Genomic DNA, 21250 nt, shown 5'->3' with positions numbered 1-21250 from the left:
CTATATTTCATTTTTAATAGATTTTATTCAAATTTAAAAATTTTTGAAGTTTAGGTTTTATGATGTTTTTGAATTAACTCAATTTTATAATTCACAAATTTTCTAATTAATTAAATTTCCCTGAAATTAGCTTATCTTTGCCGACTGAAAAAAGAAACAAATGAAGTTCGATTTATTACAAAAAGATCCGCAGTCTAAAGCAAGAGCGGGAAGTATAACTACTGATCACGGCGTAATTGAAACGCCTATTTTTATGCCAGTTGGAACGGTTGCATCTGTAAAAGGTGTGCATCAGCGTGAGCTTAAAGAAGAAATAAATCCGGATATTATTCTTGGAAATACATATCATTTATATTTACGTCCACAGACTGAAATTTTAGAAAAAGCGGGAGGGTTACATAAATTCATGAACTGGGATCGTAATATTTTGACCGATTCTGGAGGATATCAAGTATATTCTCTTTCTTCAAATAGAAAAATTAAAGAAGAAGGAGTGAAGTTTAAATCGCATATTGACGGTTCTTACCACTTTTTCACGCCAGAAAATGTAATGGAAATTCAGCGTACAATTGGAGCTGATATTATCATGGCTTTTGATGAGTGTACGCCTTATCCTTGTGATTACCGTTACGCGCAACGTTCTATGCATATGACGCACCGTTGGTTGGACAGATGTATCAATCATTTGGAAAAAGTGCCTTATAAATATGGTTACGAACAGACGTTTTTTCCAATCGTTCAAGGAAGTACTTATAAAGATTTGCGTCGTCAGTCGGCTGAATATATTGCCAATGCAGGTCAGCAGGGAAATGCAATTGGCGGACTTTCTGTAGGTGAACCAGCAGAAGAAATGTACGCTATGACTGAGGTGGTTTGCGAAATTCTTCCTGAAGATAAACCTCGTTATTTAATGGGAGTTGGAACTCCAATTAATATTTTGGAAAATATTGCGTTAGGAATTGATATGTTCGACTGTGTTATGCCAACGCGTAATGCAAGAAACGGTATGTTGTTTACGGCAAACGGAACTATCAATATTAAGAACAAAAAGTGGGAAGCCGATTTTTCTCCAATTGATGAAATGGGACACACTTTTGTTGACACAGAGTATTCAAAAGCATATTTACGCCACTTGTTTGCGGCCAACGAGTATTTAGGAAAGCAAATTGCTACCATTCATAATCTTGGTTTCTATATGTGGTTGGTTCGTGAAGCTAGAAAACATATCTTAGCAGGCGATTTTAGACCATGGAAAGAAATGATGGTTAAAAATATGAGTCAAAGACTTTAAAAGAGTTTCAAGTTTTTTTAGTTTCAGGTTTCAAGTTGCTCAGCGTAACTTGAAATTTGGAACCTGAAACAAAACAAACAAGTTTCTATATGCTGACAATAATAGATAAATACATTTTAAAAAGATACCTCGGAACTTTTTCTGTGATGCTTCTTTTATTTGCGCCAATCGGAATCGTAATTGACGTTTCTGAAAAGGTGAATAAAATGCTTGAAAACAAGATTCCGTTTGGCGATATTGCTTTCTATTATTACAACTTTACAATCTACTTTATTAATTCGCTGTTTCCGATATTTTTGTTTTTATCGGTAATTTGGTTTACATCAAAATTGGCCAATAATACTGAAATTATTGCCATTTTGAGTTCTGGAATTTCATTTACTCGTTTTCTGCGTCCTTACATTATTGGTGCAACAATTGTTTCGATTTTTGTATTGCTTATGGGATTTTTTATTGTTCCTGCGGCGAGTGAAGGCTATAATAATTTTAGATACACTTATTTAAAAGGAAATGGAAAAGAACTCATGCGAGGCGAAAACACTAATGTTTTTAGGCAAATTAACGATCATGATTTTATTTTTGTAAATAGTTTTAACGAAGAATCAAAAACAGCTTTCAATTTTTCTTTAGAGCATTTTGAAAAAGAAAAATTGACTTATAAAATTACAGCAAGCCGTATTAAATGGGATCCTAAAAAGAAGATTTACATTTTATACGATTATACAAAAAGAACAGTAGGAGAATTAAACGACGTACTTGAAAAAGCTCCTGAAAAAAGTGTTGCCTTCAAATTTGAATTGGCAGATTTAACGCCAGTAGTTTATATTGCCGAAACGCTGACTCTTGGTAAATTAATTGATTTTATAGAAAAAGAAAGAAAAAGAGGTTCAGGAAATATCAACACCTATTTGGTTGTTCTTTATAAAAAATATAGCATACCAGTTTCAGCATTTATTTTAACGATTATTGCGGTTTCAGTTTCTTCTATGAAACGTCGTGGCGGAATGGGAATGAACCTTGCAATAGGAATTGCAATTGCGTTTTCATTCGTATTCTTTGATAAAATCTTTGGTACACTTGCCGAAAAATCTACATTTTCACCTTTATTAGCTGTTTGGTTTCCGAATATTGTTTTCGGAATCTTAGCAGTTTACCTATTACGTAATGCGAAACGATAATTTAAAAAGTTATTTAAATCTTCACTTAATTGTTTTTATCTGGGGTTTTACAGCCATTTTGGGCGCTTTAATTACAATTGATGCCGACAATTTGGTTTGGTACAGAATGCTTATTGCTATGATTTTTCTTGGCGGATTTATTGCATTTAAAAAACAGTCTTTTCAAGTTCCAATAAAAGAATTTTTCAAATTGATTTTTGTTGGACTACTGATTGCGCTTCATTGGATTTTCTTTTTTAAAGCAATTCACGTTTCCAATGTTTCAATTACGCTTTCTATATTTTCTTTGGGAGCCTTTTTTGCATCATTATTAGAGCCATTATTTTACGGAAGAAAAGTGCTTTGGTACGAAGTTCTTTTTGGACTTGTAATTATAGCTGGTTTAGGATTGATTCTTCAGGTTGAAATAAAATACCTTACTGGAGTTTACTATGCCTTGGCAGCCATTATTTTAGGAGTATTATTTACTTTGATGAATGGGAAATTAATTTCAGATCACGAACCTTCGGTTATAACATTTTATGAATTTGGTGCAGGAGTTTTCTTTATCACGATTTATTTTTTATTTCAAGGAAAATTTACGGCAGATTTTTTCCAAATGTCTTTAAATAAATGGGTTTTATTATTGATTTTAGCTTCAATTTGTACAGCATATGCGTTTACCGCTTCAGTAAAAGTAATGCAGCGATTGACTCCTTATACCGTAATGTTAACCACTAATTTAGAGCCAGTTTATGGAATAGTTTTGGCTTATTTTATCTTAGGTGGAAAAGAAAAAATGAGTGTCGAATTTTATGTTGGAGCTGTCATTATTATTATAACAGTTATTCTAAATGGTGTTTTCAAACATTATCAGAATAAGAAAGAAAACTTGTAATAGTTTCCTTATTATTAAAATGCATTTTTATACTTTAAACAACAATTAACTTCGCCAATGATATAATATTTTTATATTTGCGGTTCGATTTACAAACAAAATTCAAAAATCCATGGAATATTTAGATTTTGAGCTTCCAATTAAAGAACTTGAAGAACAGTTAGAAAAGTGTGTTATTATTGGAAAAGAATCTGACGTTGATGTAACGCCAACGTGCAAGGAAATCAACAAGAAATTAGTAGAGACTAAAAAAGAAATATATAAAAACCTTACGGCTTGGCAGAGAGTACAATTGTCAAGACACCCAAATAGACCTTATACTTTAGACTACATTAGAGCAATCTGTGGAGATACTTTCTTAGAACTTCATGGAGACAGAGGTTTTAAAGATGATAAAGCAATGGTTGGCGGACTTGGTAAAATAAACGGGCAGTCGTTTATGATTATCGGTCAGCAAAAAGGTTTTAATACAAAAACACGTCAATACCGTAATTTTGGTATGGCAAATCCAGAAGGATACCGTAAAGCTTTGCGTTTGATGAAAATGGCTGAGAAATTCGGAATCCCAGTTTTAACTTTAGTGGACACTCCAGGTGCATATCCAGGACTTGAAGCAGAGGAAAGAGGGCAAGGAGAAGCTATTGCTAGAAATATCTTCGAAATGGTTCGTTTACAAGTGCCAATCATTACTGTTATTATTGGTGAAGGTGCTTCTGGTGGAGCTTTAGGAATTGGTGTTGGAGATCGCGTTTATATGTTAGAGAATACTTGGTATTCTGTAATTTCTCCAGAATCGTGCTCTTCTATTTTATGGAAAAGCTGGGAGTACAAAGAGCGTGCAGCAGAAGCTTTAAAACTAACTTCTTCTGACATGAAAAAACAAAAATTAGTTGATGACGTAATTCCAGAACCATTAGGAGGAGCGCACTACGACCGTGAAACAACTTTCAAAACGGTTGCAGAATACATCACTAAAGGATATAATGAATTGAAAGACTTATCAACAGCTGACTTAATTGCCCAAAGAATGGACAAATACAGTAATATGGGCGAGTATAAAGAGTAAATTCATAAAAAGAGACTTAAAATCCGAAGCCTTACAGTTTCGGATTTTTTTTTGGTTATGAACAAATCAAGATTATTTATAAACAATTATTAGTTATAACTAGATAGCAGAATTTTTTTAAATTTTGCTACTTTCGCTATATGGAAAATTTCAAAAACTTAAACCCTGTTAAGGTCGACAAAACCACGATTATCAACTTAGAAAAAGGAAAGTTGCCACCACAAGCTCTTGATTTGGAGGAGGCTGTGCTGGGTGCAATGATGATTGATAAAAAAGGGGTAGATGATGTAATTGATATTTTGCAGGCAGAAGCTTTTTACAAAGACGCGCACAAACATATTTTTGAAGCGATTTTACAGCTTTTTACCGAAACGCAGCCAATTGATATCTTAACAGTTTCGACTCAGTTAAAGAAAAACGGTAAGCTAGATTTGGCAGGTGGAGATTTTTATTTAATTCAGCTTACACAGAAAATTGCTTCTTCGGCGCATATCGAATTTCACTCGCGTATTATTCTTCAAAAATTTATTCAAAGAAGTTTGATTAGAATTTCTTCAGAAATTATTGAAGCATCATATGATGAAAGTGCAGACGTTTTTGATTTATTGGATAAAGCGGAATCTAAATTATACGAAGTTACACAAGGAAATATCAAACGTAGTTCTGAAACTGCGCAAAGTTTAGTTTTACAAGCTAAAAAGAAAATTGAAGAGATTTCTAAAAAAGAGGGATTAAGTGGTGTAGAGACTGGTTTTCATAATCTGGATAAATTAACTTCTGGATGGCAGCCGAGTGATTTGATTATTATTGCGGCCAGACCAGCGATGGGAAAGACGGCATTTGTACTTTCTATGGCTAGAAATATTGCTATTCAATATGGGCATGGAGTAGCTTTATTCTCTCTGGAGATGGCATCTGTTCAGTTAATTACCAGACTTATTTCTTCTGAGACAGGATTGTCATCAGAAAAGTTGCGTACAGGAAAACTAGAGGCTCATGAATGGACAATGTTGAGTACTAAAGTTAAAGATTTAGAAAAAGCACCTTTATTTATTGATGATACTCCTTCACTTTCGATTTTCGATTTAAGGGCAAAATGCCGTCGTTTAGCGTCGCAACATGGTATTAAAATTATCATTATTGATTATTTGCAGTTGATGACCGCAGGTGGAAATGCTAAGGGAGGAGGAAACCGTGAGCAGGAAATTTCTACCATTTCCCGAAACTTAAAAGCTTTGGCAAAAGAACTAAACGTTCCGGTTATTGCACTTTCTCAGTTGTCGCGTGCTGTAGAAACACGTGGTTCTAGTAAACGTCCTTTGCTATCGGATCTTCGTGAATCTGGAGCGATTGAGCAGGATGCTGATATCGTTTCGTTTTTATATCGACCAGAATATTACAAAATTGAGGAATGGGATGATGAAGAGGCTTCACCAACTGCTGGTCAGGCTGAAATTATGATTGCAAAACACCGTAATGGTGGTATTGAAAATATTCGTTTGAAGTTCTTAGGACACTTAGGAAAGTTTGATAACCTTGATGAATTTTCGGGTAGCTATGATGATTTGCCATCAAAAATGAATCACGATGATAATCCGTTTATTACTAATAATCTGCCTTCAGCCAACGAAGCCTTCGGAAGTAACTTAAATGATGACGACGACGACAGTGATGTTCCGTTTTAATAAAAATAAAAAGCCTTAATTTTTAAGGCTTTTTTTATGTTTTTAGGTTAATTTTCTAATAAAAATCAGTAGTTTAGCTAAACCAATTATAAACTATTAATTTTTTTAAATTATTAACCAATAACAAATTTAAATTATGAATGAAGAAACTTTTCCAGGACCTATCCAGATTCCTGTAGCAACTGCAAACGAGTGGGAGCAGAGATATCAAGACGATCAATCAGTCGAAGATTCTAAGAAAAAAGTAAAAGCTTTCTTAATACCTGCAGAAAGCTTAGAAAAAGTGCTAGCGCTTAAAACAGAAGCTGTTTGGGCTTATTTAGGAATAAATGATCAAAAAGAAAAGACATTACTTTTCGTAGGGGCCAATTATGATCCGGTAACTAAAAAATGGATTAATGTTTACGGTGTAGGAGAAAGTGTAGATGGTGAACTAGGCGGTGGAGATGTCGTGTATGATGGCGCACGCCCAAGCCCACCATATTAATTAAAAATTTTTTTAGAATGGATGATTTTTTAATATATTCAAGTTATTTGATTTTATTGATTAATCTTATATTATATACATTTAGCTTTTTCCAAAAGGAAAAAGCTAATGTTTTTTTTGTTTCGTATTTGGCTTTTTCTACAGTGCTTCAGTTTTCAATGGAACTGGTGTATCATTTAGGTATGAATAATTTATTTCTTGTTAATATTTTTTTTATAGGACAAATGATTATACTAGGACTTTTTTACAATTCGCTATTTTATAATAAAGCTCAAAAAATATTCGTTAAGGCCTCATTAATAATTGCTTTATTGATTTTATTAATACAATTTGTGTCAGATTCTAGTCAGTTTTTAAAATTTAATTTATTCGGAATCACATTAACTTCCTTGCTGATTGTTGTTTTTGCATTAGTGCATTTTTATAATATGCTGACAGAGAGCAAAAAATACTATTACATAAGTATGGGGATAGTATTTTACCTATTAGCTAGTACAGTATTATTTTTGATTGGTAATCTTTCTACAGGATTAAGTCCTGATTTAAAATATCTTAGCTGGCAATTAAATGCTTTTCTGCTTATTATTTATTATCTGGTTTTCTTGTTTGAATGGATAAAGAGCTTTTATAAAGTAAGTTTTTTAAAAGAATAATCTAAATAATATGAATGCAAGTCATATTTCTGAGAAAGAGCTCGTAGCCATAATATTATATATCTCTTTGTTTTTTATAATTGTTGCAGTAGCATTAATTATATTCTTTTATTTTTCTAGAAAAAAAATCATTCAAAAGGAACTAGAAAAGATAGATTTAATACTTCGATACCAAAAAGAACAATTGCACGCTATTATTGTAACTCAAGAAGAAGAACGCAAAAGAATTGCACAAGATCTTCATGATGATATTAGTTCAAAATTAAACATTGTTTCTTTAAATAGTCATTTACTTACGGCTCCAAACCTCACAGAAGCAGAAACTGCAGAAATTACAGGAAATATAATTGCTCTGACAACGAAGGCATTAGATAATTCTAGAAAAATTGCTCATAATTTGCTGCCTCCAGTTTTTGAAAAGTTTGGACTAAGCGCGGGTATTGAAGAGTTATGCGGAGAATTTGAAAGCAGTAAATCTGTCAAAACCCATTATGAAAATAAAATTGATTTTGATGAGAAAGACATTGACAGGCATTTACATGTTTTTAGAATTCTACAGGAACTTATGAATAATTCCATCCGTCATGGAAAAGCATCCGAGATATGGATTTCTTTTGCTAAAATAGATGGAATAAATACTTGTGACTATAAAGATAATGGTGTTGGGTTTGATAGCTCGAATGATGAAAATCAAAAAGGCTTAGGAATGAAAAATATTGATAGCCGAATATCATTTTTGCAAGGAACAATAGAAATTAGCTCTGAAATTAATAACGGTATTGTTGTAAATTTTACTTTCTAGGTAAAATTATGTGTTTTATTAAGGTTTTTAGTCGATAAAATGGAGTATTTAGACTTTATCTAAATCATATTTTGTAATTTCGACAAACCAAATTAAACGACCAAAACCAAATAAGATGAATTCTGCTATTAAAATTGCTCTAGTTGATGATGAAATTTTGTTTCGAAAAGGAATTTCTTTTTTATTGCAGAGAGAAGAAAATATAGATATTCTCTTTGAAGCCGAAAACGGAGATGAACTTATTTCACAATTGAATGAAAGAGAAATAAAACCTGATATAATAGTGATGGACTTAAAGATGCCAGTCTTAAATGGAGTCGAAGCCACTAGAATTATAAGAAAAACGTTTCCCGACATTAAGATTATTGCATTAACCAGTTACGATACCAAATCGTTTATTGCAAATATGATTCAAGTTGGAGCAGTAGCTTACTTAATTAAAAATACTACTCCAAAAGATTTAATTCATACAATCAACGAAGTAGCAAAAAAAGGATTCTACTACAACGAGAATGTTTTAAAGACAATCCAAGAGACAATAGTTTCTCCTAAAAATACAAGAGGCGGTTTAGAAACTAATTTTCTTTCGCCACGTGAAATAGAAATCCTCCAATTGATTTGTCAGCAGAAAACTACTGCAGAAATTGCAGAACATCTTTTTTTAAGCCCAAGAACTATTGAGGGACATAGGAATAATCTATTGCTTAAAACAGAATCACGAAATATTGCTGGTTTGGTTGTTTATGCCATTCAAAACGAATTAGCAGTCTTAACAATTTAAAAAATTATGCTGTCAAAAATTGTATTGACAATACATAATATAATATAATTGTTATTACAAGAACACATAATCCTATTTTCTGAATTACATTCAGACCCTTTTGTTGGTTATTACTATCATTAAACTTCATAGTGGTTGTTTTTACAGCGATTAGTTTTATGAACCTGGGATAGCAAATGTATAGAGAATATTTTATCAGAGTATAGGTGTTTTTACCTGTTTTTATAGTTGTAGAAAGTCATTTTTTTTCAAGATTATTTATTTTAACATTCTATTGTGCTAGAAATGACTGTTAGCATTCTGTTTTTGTGACAGCCTTTTATATCTTTACTAAAATAATTTTCTGATGAATAAGGGCTTACTCTACTTTTTTATACTATTAGTTACATTTAGTTCAAGAGCTTCGTTTATCTTACTTCCGATGGACGAAACAACACAGCAAAATCATTTAAAGGCATACGGAATTACTTATTGGTGCTTAAGTAGGGATTATAAAGCGAGTTGGCTTTTAAATTACCGTGGAGGGTCTTTTTTACTTCCTGATGCTGATGAGATTAGAAAAGAATGCAAAATACGGGGAGTAAGTTTTGAAGTAATCTCAGATAGTGAACAAGCTTCTATTTTAAATGAAATATCGAGTCCTTCTCAAAATATGGAATCGGTGATTTTAGAAAAGGCACCAAAAATAGCAGTTTATACTCCAAAAGGAAAACAGCCTTGGGATGATGCGGTGACTTTGGTTTTAACTTATGCAGAGATTCCTTTTACCCCAATTTATGATGAAGAAGTTTTAAGTGATCAATTATTAATGTATGATTGGTTGCACCTGCATCATGAAGATTTTACTGGACAATATGGAAAATTCTATGCTGCCTACAAAAATACACCTTGGTATATTGACCAAAAAAAAGATGCTGAAGCCTTAGCAGCAAAATTAGGATATGCAAAAGTGTCTCAGGAAAAAGGAGCAGTTGCAAAAAAAATTAGAGATTTTGTGATTGGAGGAGGCTTTATGTTTGCCATGTGTTCTGCTACAGATAGTTTTGATATTGCTCTTGCAGCCGATGGAGTAGATATTTGTGAAGCTATGTTTGACGGAGACGCAAGCGAAGCTAATTATCAGTCAAAATTAAACTATAACAATTCTTTTGCCTTCAAAAATTTTACTTTGGAGCGAAGACCTGAGGTTTATGAATTTTCGGATATTGATATGACCACAAAAAGGAGAATATTGATGGAGAAAGATTATTTTACTTTAATGGAATTTTCTGCAAAATGGGATCCAATTCCGAGTATGTTGTGCCAAAACCATACACAGTTGGTAAAAGGTTTCATGGGACAAACAACTTCATTTGATACTTCATTAATAAAATCGAATATCTTGATTATGGGAACCTGTGAATTAAATGGTGAATCAAGATATATTCATGGAGAAAAAGGCAAGGGAATGTTTACTTTTTTTGGCGGACATGATCCAGAAGATTTTCAGCATCAGGTTGGGGATCCTCCAACAGTTTTAGATTTACACCCTAATTCGCCAGGATATAGGTTGATTTTAAATAATGTTTTATTTCCTGCTGCTAGAAAAAAGAAGCTTAAAACTTAAATTAATTTAAAGAAAATTCAAACCAGATCGGAATGTGATCGGATACTTTTCTTGCATTTTGTAGTGAATCAAAATCTTCGTAAAATTTAATAATTCCAGAATTGCTGACTTTTAAGTTAGTGGTTTTGTAGAATATATTATCAAATTCAGATGCGAGACAGATACCATTTTTGCATTTATGTTTAAGGGTTGTCTTCTGATTTTTTAATACAGAAGCGTATCCCATTTTTTTTAACGGATTAAAAACGGTGTGTTTTTCAGGACAGTTAAAATCGCCTAAGAAAACAAGATTTAAATCGGGATATTGGTTTGGTAAGAATTTGAAATATTTGATTTCTGTTTCGGGTTGCTTTTTTTGTGTTATTGCATGAAAATTGACAAGGGTTATGTTTTTTTTATTAATTACAAACGTAGCAAAATAGGGTTCCCGATCAATTTCTACACTAAATTTTTTCTCTAGCCAAGGTCTGTTTTTTAATTTGGCTTTACGAGTTTTCCAAATAAATGCGTAACGTTCTGTTTTATAACTACTGCTAGAGGTTGGATCGCTTATTGTGTAATCCCAATTATTTCCTTTTTGATTAAGTAATGATGCAAGTTTTGCAACACTTTGAGCGCCTCCACTTCCGGCTACTACTTCTTGAATTGCAACAATATCATAATTGGATATTGTTTTGGCAATATGATTTAAATGGATGTAAGATTTGGATTTGCCAAAGTTCTCTATATTCCAAGATAAAACCTTGGTTTGCGAAAAAGATAAAAATGTAAGGAATAATAAGAGGAGGCTGAGATTTCTTTTCATACGAAATGTAATGGAAAATGTAAATCTTCTCTTCCAGCAATAATCAAGCCTTTCTTAAAATGAATTAATGTTTTTTATAACGGTTTTTTAAAGCAGTTCCTATAATTATAATTTGCAATACTAATAATGCTGGAATAAATATTATTTTCCAATCAATTTCTAGCCAGCCTGTTTTTTCAGAAACAAAGGCAAAACTAATTGATAAAAATAGGCAAAGTAACATTGTTTTCATGATAATTTTATTTTGTGTAGTATTAATTTTGGAGAATATAATACTCGCTTTACTTTTCGGTTTCATGGTAGGTTAATAGATTGTCACAAATTTAGCAGTATTAAAAATGTAATCCTTACGGAAACCCGTAAAGTGCTTTGAAAATTACACCAAGCCGAAATCTTTTGCGATTGCAATCAAATGCACATTGTTATTGGCTTTAAAGTAAATTTTTAGTTTATTTATTCTTTTTTCGATACTGCTTGTTCCGTTGGGAGTTATTGATAAATCTTTAAACTCTTTAGAAATGCTTTCTAAAATGTATCCTTGTGATAAAAGTTTTAAGATTGAAATATCATAAGATTCAATTTCGATTAAGGACTTATCGTTGAAACTAAAAGACAAATCAGAAGAAAGTATTTTTTCTTCATTGTTAAATGTACTTTCAATTGCATTTCTTAGTTCTGAAATACTATTTCGTCCTTTAGAAACATAAGCATTGATGCCTAATTCGTTAAAAAGTGTTTTAATTCTATAACTTTTATCTTCTATAGAAAAAACAATTTTTTTTAGGTTTGGTTGCACTGTATTTATAGCCTCAATAAGTTCGTCTCCACTATTTAAGCTTACTTTTCTGTGATCAGATTTAAATGATAAATCTGTAATCAATAAATCATAAGGTTCTTTATCAGCCAATGCTTTTTTTATTTTAAGCAAGCCTTCGTCACAGTACTTCACATGATTAATTACTGGAACCTGTAACTCTTCAAGTACTTGAATTACTGCAATGCTGATACTATCTAGATCTTCGGCAACTAAAACTTTTTTAAACATATATTGGGTTATATTGGGAATTTGAAATTAATTTTAAAACCTCTTTGCAAGCTTGTGTCAAAATTAAGAGTTCCTTTTATTGTTTTAATACGGTTTTCCACATTTTGTAGTCTTTTTTCTAAAATATTATTTTCTGATGTGATTTCACTGCTGTTGTCGGTGTAATAAATTATTAGGTTTTTATCTATTTCTTTAGCAACAATGCTTACTAAACTTGAAGTGTTAGATTTTTTCATATTGAATAGTAATTCTTGCAAAATTCTGTAGAGTATTATTTTTTTATTTTTGTCAATTTTATTCCAAGAAATGGAGTCTAAGCCGTTAAGGATAATGTTTACATCTTGAGTTTTATATTCTGAAATCATTTCCTTCAAGACAGACAAGTATCGATCGTCAATAGGAACTTTGCTGTTTTCTCGCGATATATTTCGAGTTTTTGAGTAGATATTATTTAAACTATTCAACAGTTTTTCTTTATCTTCCTTGTTTTCTACATTGTTATTCTGAACAAATAATAATACTTCATATATATTAGAGTTAAGCTCATTATGGAGTTTCTGAGATATTCTCATTTCACTTTTAAGTATGATGTCGTTTTTTTCTCGTTTGCCTTTGGTAGTAATATAAAATATTAAAAAAAGGATAATAAATAGGCTTAAAGAAATTACGACATAAGAAATATAACTTCTATTTTTTTGTCTTTGCAATTGTAATTCTTTTTCTGCTTTTTGATTTTTGAGTTCAAAGTTTTCGTCTTTATCTTTCTTTGAGTCGTATATTAAGTCAGCAAATTGATTTTTTGCCATTTTTCTGCTTAAATAGAGACTATCATTTTTTCTGGTATAAATTTTCCAAAGTTTTTTTGAATTTTCAGCCTTATCCACTTCAATTAGATCGGCTAATCTGTCGATCTCATTTCCTGCTGATTTTGCTCGTTTTGCAGCATAATATGATTTCTCTGCATAATATTTTTTTAGTTTTGGATTATCGTATTTTGAGTAATATTTATAATAACCAAAATAGTTAGCAATTAGTTCAAAATCATTGTTATATGGGATGGTTAATTCTAAACTTTCGTCAAGGCACTTTAAAGCTTGCTCTTTATGATTTCCTAGGCCAATGTAGGAAAGAGCTAGATTATACAATATTGCCGAACGTACAATGTTTGTGTTTGAAGGTGTAATGTGATCTGCAATTTTACACTTAGATATTGGCTCTAATATATCTTTAGCTTCTTGATATTTTTCTTGTTGAACATAAACAAATGCAATTTCAGATAATATTCGCGCTTTTCTAAATGTGGATATTGCGGTTTTTAAAGCTTTTCTATGATAGTATAGTGCCTTTTCGGTATTATAAGTATAAAAATAGTTGTAAGCCATAAACGTATAAGCATTGATGGCGTACTTTTTATTAGATGTTTTTTCTAAATAAGGAAATGCTTTTATAAGTGTTGTTTCTGCTTCGTAAAAATTGCCATATCGTTGCAAGATTTCGACTATGTAGTTTAATGAACCAACATATGCATCTGCATAATCTTCTTTTGGCTCACATAGTAATTGCGTTTTATTAAAGTAGAAATAAGCGCTGTCAAATTTTCCAGCATTAAAAAAAGCATGAGCTTTTTCTGATGTTTTTTTTATTTTAATTGTGAGGTCGGCTTTTACGTGCTTTTTTTGTTGTTTTTCTGTTCCAGAAAACTGTACGAAAAAAAGAGTTGCTATAATCAAACAAACGATTAGCAAGCAGAAAAGAAGATTTTTTTTGTGAAAAAAGCGGATCAAGTTCTTAATCATTATGCAGGAAATTTAATTAAAACCTTAAAACCTTTTCCAAAATCTGAATGAATTTCAACCTTGCCTTTTATAGCTAGAATTCTATTCTCAATATTATGCAAGCCATTTTTGTGAACCATTTTGTTTGAATCAATTCCTTTGCCGTTGTCTGTATAATTGATTATAATAGTATTGTCTCTTTTCTTAAAAGTTATGGCAACCAAAGTGGAGTTACTATGTTTTTTCATATTTACCAACAATTCTTGAATAGTTCTGTAAACAGATACTTTTTTAATTTCATCCAATTGATTCCATGAAATTTCATCTAATCCATTTATTAAGAGGTTCATCTTAGACGTATTAAACCCGGAAATCATCTCTTTAAGTGAAATTGTAAAATTTTGACTGCTCAAAATCGAATTATTTTCCATCGATACATCTCTTGTTCTAGAATAGATATCATCTAGCTTTTTCAATAAATGACTTCTGTTTTCTTCAATAGATAGATTCCTGTTCTCTACAAAGGCAAGCGTATGGTAAATATCATTAGCTAATTCGTCATGTAGTTTTTTTGAAATTCGAGTTTCGCTTCGATAAGTGGCTTCAATTTTTTGACGAGTAGTTCGTGCAGTCAGATAATAATAAACAAAAACAATTAAGCATGACGCTAATATCATTACGATATATGAGATAATATTTTTGCTTTCTTGTTTTTCTAATTGCAGTTCATTTTTGATTTTTTGGGCTCTTAATTTTAAGTTTTCATCTTTTTCCCTTTTAGAATCATATTTCATTTTTGCAAATTGATTTTTTGCCTTTTGTCTGAATGCATAAATACTATGATTCTCTTTTATATAGAGAAGTGCCTTTTCTTTTGTCTCTGAAGCAGAATTGGTGTTTTCTATAATAAATTTTAAAGCAAGCAAACGATTATTAGTATTTCCAGACAAGGTGTAGTTTTTGTAGCTTAATTTAGCATACATCATCGATAAAGTTTTATTGTTGTAATAATATTGGGCAAGATTATAATACGTTTTGCCTAATCCATCTTCATTTTTTGATTGAGTGCTAATTTGTAAACTCTTTTTATAAAAGCTTAAAGCTTTCGAATCGTTGAGTTTGAAATAACAGTAACCTATATAGTCTAGTATTTTGGAATAATAAATTGGATTTTGCTGTACAATTTTTTCTTTGCTAATGGAGAGAAAAGTTTGAAGCGCGTTATTATACTTGTGCTGTTTTATATAAATTGTGGCTATGTTATTTTTTGCTTCGAGTACGTTGATCCTGTCGGTTTTTAATTTAAAGGCTTTAGAGTAATAGTAAATAGCATTTGGGTAATTATAAGTATAATAATAGTTTCTTCCTAAAACACTATAGATATTCCATATGTAATTTGGATCTTTAATTTTATTTAAATAAGGAATTACCTCTGTAGCAGTCTTTGTACTTCCAATAAAATCTTCATGTGCTTGTTGGATTTCGGCCATATAGTACATGCAGTAAACGTAGTTTTGGGCATCTTCGTTTGGATTGCATTTTGTTCTCGCTTTACTGTAAAAGTAAAATGCACTATCTAACTCTTTATTCTTATAAAATGAATCAGCAGCATTTATTATCTTTCCTATTTCGACCTTGTTATTTGTAATTTTCTCTGTTAAATATTTTTTCTTCTGACAGGCAAAAAAGATTGTAAAAATTAAAATTATATATAGAAAAAATTGTGCTTTTTTTGTAACCATGCGCCAAAAATAAAAAAATCTAGATTTTACAAAAGAGTATAAATACGGTATTTTGTAAAAACTTAAATTTTCTGATTTCCGTATTCTCATTTACAGATATATACAAACAAGCCCTCTAGTTAGAGGGCTTGTCTTTAGATATTTGTTGTAAAATTTATCTTTATAAAATTATTGGGCACGCATTCCTGTTGCAATTCCTATTCTATTCCACGCATTAATTGTGATAATAGCTAAAATGATTTCGGCAAGGTATTTTTCGTCAAATAATTTGGCTGCATTTTGATAAACTTCTTCAGAAACGTGATTGCTTATTAAAGTAATTTCTTCGGTCAAAGCCAATATTGCTTTTTCTTCTTCAGAATAAAAATCAGCCTCACGCCACGCGCTTAATAAATAAATGCGTTCTTCTGTAACACCTAGTTTTCGAGCATCGGCAGTGTGCATGTTGATACAATAAGCGCATCCATTTATTTGAGACGCCCTAATTTTGATTAGTTCTTTGTGCACTGGAGACAATGATGTTGACGCGATATATTTTTCTAAGCCTAACATGGCTTGGTAAGCTTCTGGAGCAACCTGTGGGATAACAATTCTTGATTTCATTTTATATGTTTTAAAAGTTCATTACAAAGGTCAGTAATCAATACTTGTAAAAACTTGAACTACTTCAAGAAATTCAAATCAAATTTTTCCGGCTCTTATTTTACTCATAAATTCCGCAGAAAAATCTAAGTAGGAGGCAAGCATGTATTGAGGAACGCGTTGTACAAAATCTGGAAAATTGTCATTAAAATGATGATATCTTTCTTCAGCAGACATCGTGAACAGGAATTTAATTCGCATTTGTGTTGCGCCGAAACTTTTTTGAGTAACGATTCTAAAGTATCTTTCAAGATTTGGAATTTCAATTAGTAATGACTCCAAAACGTTTTTATCAATAGCTATAACCTCTGACGTCTCTATTGCTTGCAAATAAAAGCTTGATGGGATATGATTATGGTAACTCAAATAATCAGTAATCCACCAGTTTTCAATTCCAAATTGAAGTGTTTGCTCAGTACCTTTAGAATTGATTATATATTGACGCATACAGCCTTTTACAATAAAATACATTGTATTACAGATTTGTCCTTCTTGAAGTACATGTTCTTTTTTCTTAATCTGCGAAAGACTAAGACAAGATTCTAATAAATCAATCTCAGAATGTGCGAGATCAATAAACTTTTGAATATGAAGGATAAGTGCGTTTTGCATTTTTTTAGCTACTTTAAAGTAAAAGTAATTCATTATTTAGGACTTAACCAAAACTTGTTGTAAAAACAAAAAACCATTCGAGTTAACGAATGGTTTCTTTTATAATAAGTAAGTAATCTTAAATTGAGTTTATAAAACGTTTATTTTACTTTATTAAGAATAGCTTTGAAAGCTTCTGGGTGGTTCATCGCTAAATCTGCAAGAACTTTACGGTTCAATTCGATTCCGTTAGCTTTAACTTTCCCCATGAATTGAGAATAAGACATTCCTTCTAATCTAGCTCCAGCGTTGATACGTTGAATCCATAATGAACGGAAATTTCTTTTGTTTTGTTTTCTATCGCGGTAAGCGTAGCTCATCGCTTTCTCTACTGCATTCTTAGCAACTGTCCAAACGTTTTTACGTCTTCCAAAGAAACCTTTGGCTTGCTTCATTATTTTTTTTCTTCTTGCTCTTTTAGCAACTGAATTTACCGATCTTGGCATAATTTTAATGTGTTTTTGTAGCAGGCGTCCTGAATTGAATCAAAGGAACTTAAAGCCATACTCCAAGGTTATATAAATAATTTTTTAACCTAAAGAAAATCTTTAGTCAAATATCGGAAGTCAAATGTCTAAAGAAATTACTTTTGACTTTAAGACTTTCCAACTTTAGACTTATTAGATAATTCTTAATTGTTGTTTGATGCTTTTCATATCTGTTGAGTGAACTAGCGCTGAGTGTGTCAAAGCTAATTTACGTTTTTTAGATTTTTTAGTCAAGATGTGACTTTTAAAAGCATGCTTTCTTTTAATTTTTCCAGAGCCAGTAACTTTAAAACGTTTCTTAGCGCTAGATTTTGTTTTCATTTTAGGCATTTTTCCTAGTGTTTTAATTTATTCTTACTTACTTATATCTTTAGTCTGAAAGTTTAAAAGTCAAAAGTCAAAAGTCAGTTTATGACTTTCGACTTTAAGACTTGTGACTTTAAGACTTATTTCTTTTTCTTCGGAGCAATGAACATAATCATTCTCTTTCCTTCCAAAACAGGCATAGCTTCAACTTTACCATGTTCTTCTAAATCTTGAGCAAGACGTAATAATAGAATCTGACCTTGATCTTTGTAGATGATAGAACGTCCTTTAAAGAATACAAAAGCTTTTAATTTGGCTCCTTCTTTCAAGAATTTCTCAGCGTTCTTTCTTTTAAACTCGTAATCATGCTCATCAGTTTGAGGACCAAATCGAATTTCTTTTACAACAACCTGAGAAGATTTAGCTTTTAATGCTTTATCTCTTTTCTTTTGTTCGTAAACAAATTTCTTGTAGTCCATAATTTTACAAACTGGTGGTTCAGCGTTTGGCGAAATTTCAACCAAATCCAGCTCAAGCTGATCAGCTAAACGTAACGCGTCTGCTATTTTAAAAACCCCAGGTTCAATGTTTTCACCTACAAGACGTACTTCAGGAACACGAATAAGATTGTTTATTCTGTGCGCATCTTTTTTTTCTACTCGAGGTTGAAAACCTCTGTTACTTTTTATTGCTATGACTTTCTAATTTAAGTTAAACTGTAAATACTTTTAATGTCTTTTTTATTTCTTCGTCTACAATCGAAGCAAATTCTTCAATCGAAACTGTGATATTGCCTTTTCCCTCTTGTCCGTGACGACGAATAGAAATTGTACCGTTTTTCTCTTCTTCCTCACCAACGATAAGCATAAATGGAATTTTCTGCATTTCTGCATCTCTAATTTTCTTGCCGATAGTTTCGTTTCGGTTGTCAATTAGGGCGCGAATTTCGTGATTTTCTAGCAAATCTAAAACTTTTTTAGCATAATTTTCGTATTTCTCGCTCAAAGACAAGATAATAGCCTGCTCAGGCATTAGCCAAAGTGGGAAATTTCCTGCTGTATGCTCTAGTAAAATTGCTATAAAACGTTCCATAGATCCAAAAGGAGCTCTGTGAATCATAACAGGGCGATGTAATTCATTATCAGTACCTTTGTAAGTCAATTCAAAACGCTCTGGTAAGTTGTAATCTACCTGAATTGTTCCTAATTGCCATTGTCTTCCCAAAGCATCTTTTACCATGAAATCTAGTTTTGGACCATAAAATGCAGCTTCACCATATTCTACAACAGTATTAAGACCTTTGTCTTTTGCTGCATTGATGATAGCATTTTCGGCTTTCTCCCAGTTTTCATCTGTACCAATGTATTTTTCTCTGTCTTCCTGATCTCGTAATGAGATTTGAGCTGTAAAGTTTTCAAAACCTAATGAACCAAATACATATAATACAAGGTCAATAACTTTTTTGAACTCTTCATCCAATTGTTCTGGAGTACAGAAAATATGTGCGTCATCTTGAGTAAACCCTCTAACACGTGTTAAACCATGTAATTCACCAGATTGCTCGTATCTATAAACAGTTCCAAATTCAGCATAACGCTTTGGTAAATCCTTATATGACCAAGGTCTAACATTGTAAATCTCACAGTGGTGAGGGCAGTTCATTGGTTTTAATAAAAATTCTTCACCTTCTGCTGGCGTATGAATTGGTTGGAAGCTATCAGCTCCATATTTAGCATAGTGACCAGAAGTTACATAAAGTTCCTTTTGACCAATGTGCGGACTCACAACTTGTTCGTATCCAGCTTTCTTTTGAGCTTTTTTTAAGAATTGCTCCAAACGATCTCTTAAGGCAGCTCCTTTTGGTAACCATAAAGGTAAACCTTGGCCAACTTTCTGAGAGAAAGCGAACAGTTCAAGTTCTTTTCCTAATTTACGGTGATCACGGCGTTTTGCTTCCTCAAGAAGTTCAAGATACTCGGTTAAATCTTTTTGTTTAGGGAAAGAAGTTCCATAAACGCGAGTTAACTGTTTGTTTTTCTCATCACCTCTCCAGTAAGCACCGGCAACACTCATGATTTTTACAGCTTTGATTATTCCAGTGTTTGGAATATGTCCACCACGACATAAATCGGTAAAAGTAGCGTGGTCGCAAAACGTAATAGTTCCATCTTCAAGATTAGAAATCAATTCAGTCTTGTAAACATTATCTTTATACATTTCCAATGCTTCCGCTTTAGTTACTGGACGCATTTTAAAATCAAACTTTCCTCTTGCAATTTCAAGAATGCGGTCTTCAATTTTTTTGAAATCAGCTTCAGAAATTTTCTGATCTTCAAAATCTACATCATAATAGAAACCATTAGCAATTGCAGGTCCAAGAGTTAATTTAATTCCAGGGTACAATTCTTCAAGAGCTTGAGCCATTACGTGCGAAGTCGAATGCCAGAAAGCTTTTTTACCTTCAGCATCATTCCAAGTATATAATATAAGATTACCGTCGGTCGTCAATGGAGTCTCGGTTTCAATAGTTGTACCATTAAAAGATGCAGAAATCACGTTTCTAGCAAAACCTTCGCTAATGTTTTTAGCGACCTCCATTGGAGTTACGCCTTGAGCGAACTCTCTAATTGACCCATCGGGTAAAGTAATCTTGATCATTGTTTATAATTTTGTGAATGCAAATATACATGATTACAAAAATACATACAATATATATATGTATAAGATTGCTTTATTATGTAAGAACCTAAGCATACTATAATATAAGGATGTATTTCGTTCCTTCAATCCGACAGGTTTTCAAAACCTGTCGGGTTTATTTTTATACATATATATAAGGAAGAAATTATTTTAACTGTATTAAGTATAAACATTCCAATTGTCAGGCTGAGGGAAGTTGAAGTCCTTTTGTGGTGCAGATGGAATTTAATATTTCATTATTGTAATTATAAGGAGCTAATCCCGCTATCCGCTGCAATCTTTTGCTTTTTAAAGAAAAAAGCAAAAGGATTTCCGCTCCTATCGGGGCTAGGGCAGCTGTTTTTAGCAGAAATCCCGAGGAAGAAGAGGTGATTCGGGGAAAAAGAGAGTCTGAAATAGGGGGAACTTTGTGTCTTAGCGACTCTGCGAGATTAAAAAGAGCATTAAAAGAGGGCTTAAATCTTGTTTTCTTTTTAAAAAAGAGGTTCAAAGACTAAAAATTCGATAAAACGGAGAGAAGAGAATAGGCGAAAACCGACGAAATAACAAATAAAAGAGGAAAAGTCTTATATGGAATTAAAAAAACTTTGAAATGTAAAGCGTCTGTTATCAGCGCGTTAAGAAAAAAGGCGAAAAAAGATCAAAAAAACCCGGTAAAAAAGCTTGGAAA

At 31.9% G+C, this 21250-nt stretch carries 21 protein-coding genes; 10 read left to right on the top strand and 11 right to left on the bottom strand.

Annotated elements, in window-relative coordinates; genetic code table 11:
- Window positions 1-160: 160 nt before the first annotated feature.
- The 10 genes from tgt (at window position 161) to AAYQ05_RS21730 (ending at window position 10426) form a co-directional block, all read left to right on the top strand.
- On the top strand, window positions 161-1291 hold the full coding sequence (gene tgt / locus AAYQ05_RS21775; RefSeq protein WP_026727521.1) for a tRNA guanosine(34) transglycosylase Tgt: 1131 nt from the start codon (window positions 161-163) through the stop codon (window positions 1289-1291).
- Between the two features lie 89 nt (window positions 1292-1380).
- Window positions 1381-2469, top strand: coding sequence for an LptF/LptG family permease (locus tag AAYQ05_RS21770; protein ID WP_281633695.1), 1089 nt, complete (start codon window positions 1381-1383; stop codon window positions 2467-2469).
- Complete coding sequence (locus AAYQ05_RS21765; RefSeq protein WP_343545339.1) at window positions 2456-3346, top strand: DMT family transporter; 891 nt, start codon at window positions 2456-2458, stop codon at window positions 3344-3346. Before AAYQ05_RS21770 ends, AAYQ05_RS21765 begins: the two co-directional genes overlap by 14 nt.
- A gap of 112 nt (window positions 3347-3458) precedes the next feature.
- A complete protein-coding gene (locus AAYQ05_RS21760; protein WP_281633694.1) occupies window positions 3459-4412 on the top strand; it encodes an acetyl-CoA carboxylase carboxyltransferase subunit alpha in 954 nt (317 codons plus the stop codon).
- 140 nt (window positions 4413-4552) lie between these two features.
- On the top strand, window positions 4553-6097 hold the full coding sequence (dnaB, locus tag AAYQ05_RS21755) for a replicative DNA helicase (protein ID WP_343545338.1): 1545 nt from the start codon (window positions 4553-4555) through the stop codon (window positions 6095-6097).
- 136 nt (window positions 6098-6233) lie between these two features.
- Complete coding sequence (locus AAYQ05_RS21750; protein ID WP_343545337.1) at window positions 6234-6584, top strand: hypothetical protein; 351 nt, start codon at window positions 6234-6236, stop codon at window positions 6582-6584.
- A gap of 17 nt (window positions 6585-6601) precedes the next feature.
- Window positions 6602-7237, top strand: a complete 636-nt coding sequence (locus tag AAYQ05_RS21745; protein WP_343545336.1) for a hypothetical protein — start codon at window positions 6602-6604, stop codon at window positions 7235-7237.
- Window positions 7238-7247: 10 nt separating this feature from the next.
- A complete protein-coding gene (locus AAYQ05_RS21740; RefSeq protein ID WP_343545335.1) occupies window positions 7248-8039 on the top strand; it encodes a sensor histidine kinase in 792 nt (263 codons plus the stop codon).
- Window positions 8040-8154: 115 nt separating this feature from the next.
- Entirely contained in the window at window positions 8155-8820 is a 666-nt protein-coding gene (locus AAYQ05_RS21735; RefSeq protein ID WP_343545334.1) for a response regulator, read from the top strand.
- Between the two features lie 346 nt (window positions 8821-9166).
- Window positions 9167-10426, top strand: coding sequence for an asparagine synthetase B (locus AAYQ05_RS21730; RefSeq protein ID WP_281633688.1), 1260 nt, complete (start codon window positions 9167-9169; stop codon window positions 10424-10426).
- A 1-nt stretch (window position 10427) separates the two neighbouring features.
- On the opposite strand, the gene AAYQ05_RS21725 is transcribed toward AAYQ05_RS21730, so the two are convergent.
- From AAYQ05_RS21725 to thrS, 11 genes are all read right to left on the bottom strand, one after another.
- Window positions 10428-11231, bottom strand: coding sequence for an endonuclease/exonuclease/phosphatase family protein (locus AAYQ05_RS21725; protein ID WP_343545333.1), 804 nt, complete (start codon window positions 11229-11231; stop codon window positions 10428-10430).
- A 64-nt stretch (window positions 11232-11295) separates the two neighbouring features.
- Window positions 11296-11463: a hypothetical protein gene (locus AAYQ05_RS21720; RefSeq protein ID WP_160782925.1), complete on the bottom strand. Its 168-nt coding sequence runs from the start codon at window positions 11461-11463 to the stop codon at window positions 11296-11298.
- Window positions 11464-11607: 144 nt separating this feature from the next.
- On the bottom strand, window positions 11608-12276 hold the full coding sequence (locus tag AAYQ05_RS21715) for a response regulator (protein ID WP_343545332.1): 669 nt from the start codon (window positions 12274-12276) through the stop codon (window positions 11608-11610).
- 8 nt (window positions 12277-12284) lie between these two features.
- On the bottom strand, window positions 12285-14072 hold the full coding sequence (locus tag AAYQ05_RS21710) for an ATP-binding protein (protein WP_343545331.1): 1788 nt from the start codon (window positions 14070-14072) through the stop codon (window positions 12285-12287).
- A complete protein-coding gene (locus tag AAYQ05_RS21705; RefSeq protein ID WP_343545330.1) occupies window positions 14072-15793 on the bottom strand; it encodes a tetratricopeptide repeat-containing sensor histidine kinase in 1722 nt (573 codons plus the stop codon). Before AAYQ05_RS21705 ends, AAYQ05_RS21710 begins: the two co-directional genes overlap by 1 nt.
- Before the next feature lie 168 nt (window positions 15794-15961).
- Window positions 15962-16396: a carboxymuconolactone decarboxylase family protein gene (locus tag AAYQ05_RS21700; protein WP_281633683.1), complete on the bottom strand. Its 435-nt coding sequence runs from the start codon at window positions 16394-16396 to the stop codon at window positions 15962-15964.
- 78 nt (window positions 16397-16474) lie between these two features.
- Window positions 16475-17047 (bottom strand): Crp/Fnr family transcriptional regulator, encoded by a 573-nt coding sequence (locus AAYQ05_RS21695; protein WP_343545329.1) that lies wholly within the window; start codon window positions 17045-17047, stop codon window positions 16475-16477.
- Between the two features lie 140 nt (window positions 17048-17187).
- A complete protein-coding gene (gene rplT / locus AAYQ05_RS21690) occupies window positions 17188-17532 on the bottom strand; it encodes a 50S ribosomal protein L20 (RefSeq protein WP_008464948.1) in 345 nt (114 codons plus the stop codon).
- Window positions 17533-17706: 174 nt separating this feature from the next.
- Window positions 17707-17904, bottom strand: a complete 198-nt coding sequence (gene rpmI, locus AAYQ05_RS21685) for a 50S ribosomal protein L35 (protein WP_007810722.1) — start codon at window positions 17902-17904, stop codon at window positions 17707-17709.
- Window positions 17905-18020: 116 nt separating this feature from the next.
- On the bottom strand, window positions 18021-18575 hold the full coding sequence (gene infC, locus AAYQ05_RS21680; RefSeq protein WP_111286002.1) for a translation initiation factor IF-3: 555 nt from the start codon (window positions 18573-18575) through the stop codon (window positions 18021-18023).
- A gap of 16 nt (window positions 18576-18591) precedes the next feature.
- Window positions 18592-20538, bottom strand: a complete 1947-nt coding sequence (thrS, locus tag AAYQ05_RS21675; protein WP_343545328.1) for a threonine--tRNA ligase — start codon at window positions 20536-20538, stop codon at window positions 18592-18594.
- Window positions 20539-21250: the final 712 nt, after the last annotated feature.

It is taken from the genome of Flavobacterium movens, assembly GCF_039581425.1.
GTDB classification, from domain to species: Bacteria; Bacteroidota; Bacteroidia; order Flavobacteriales; family Flavobacteriaceae; genus Flavobacterium; species Flavobacterium luteolum.
Note: the sequence above shows the minus strand (reverse complement) of the source record. Positions and strands in the feature narration are given on the sequence as shown.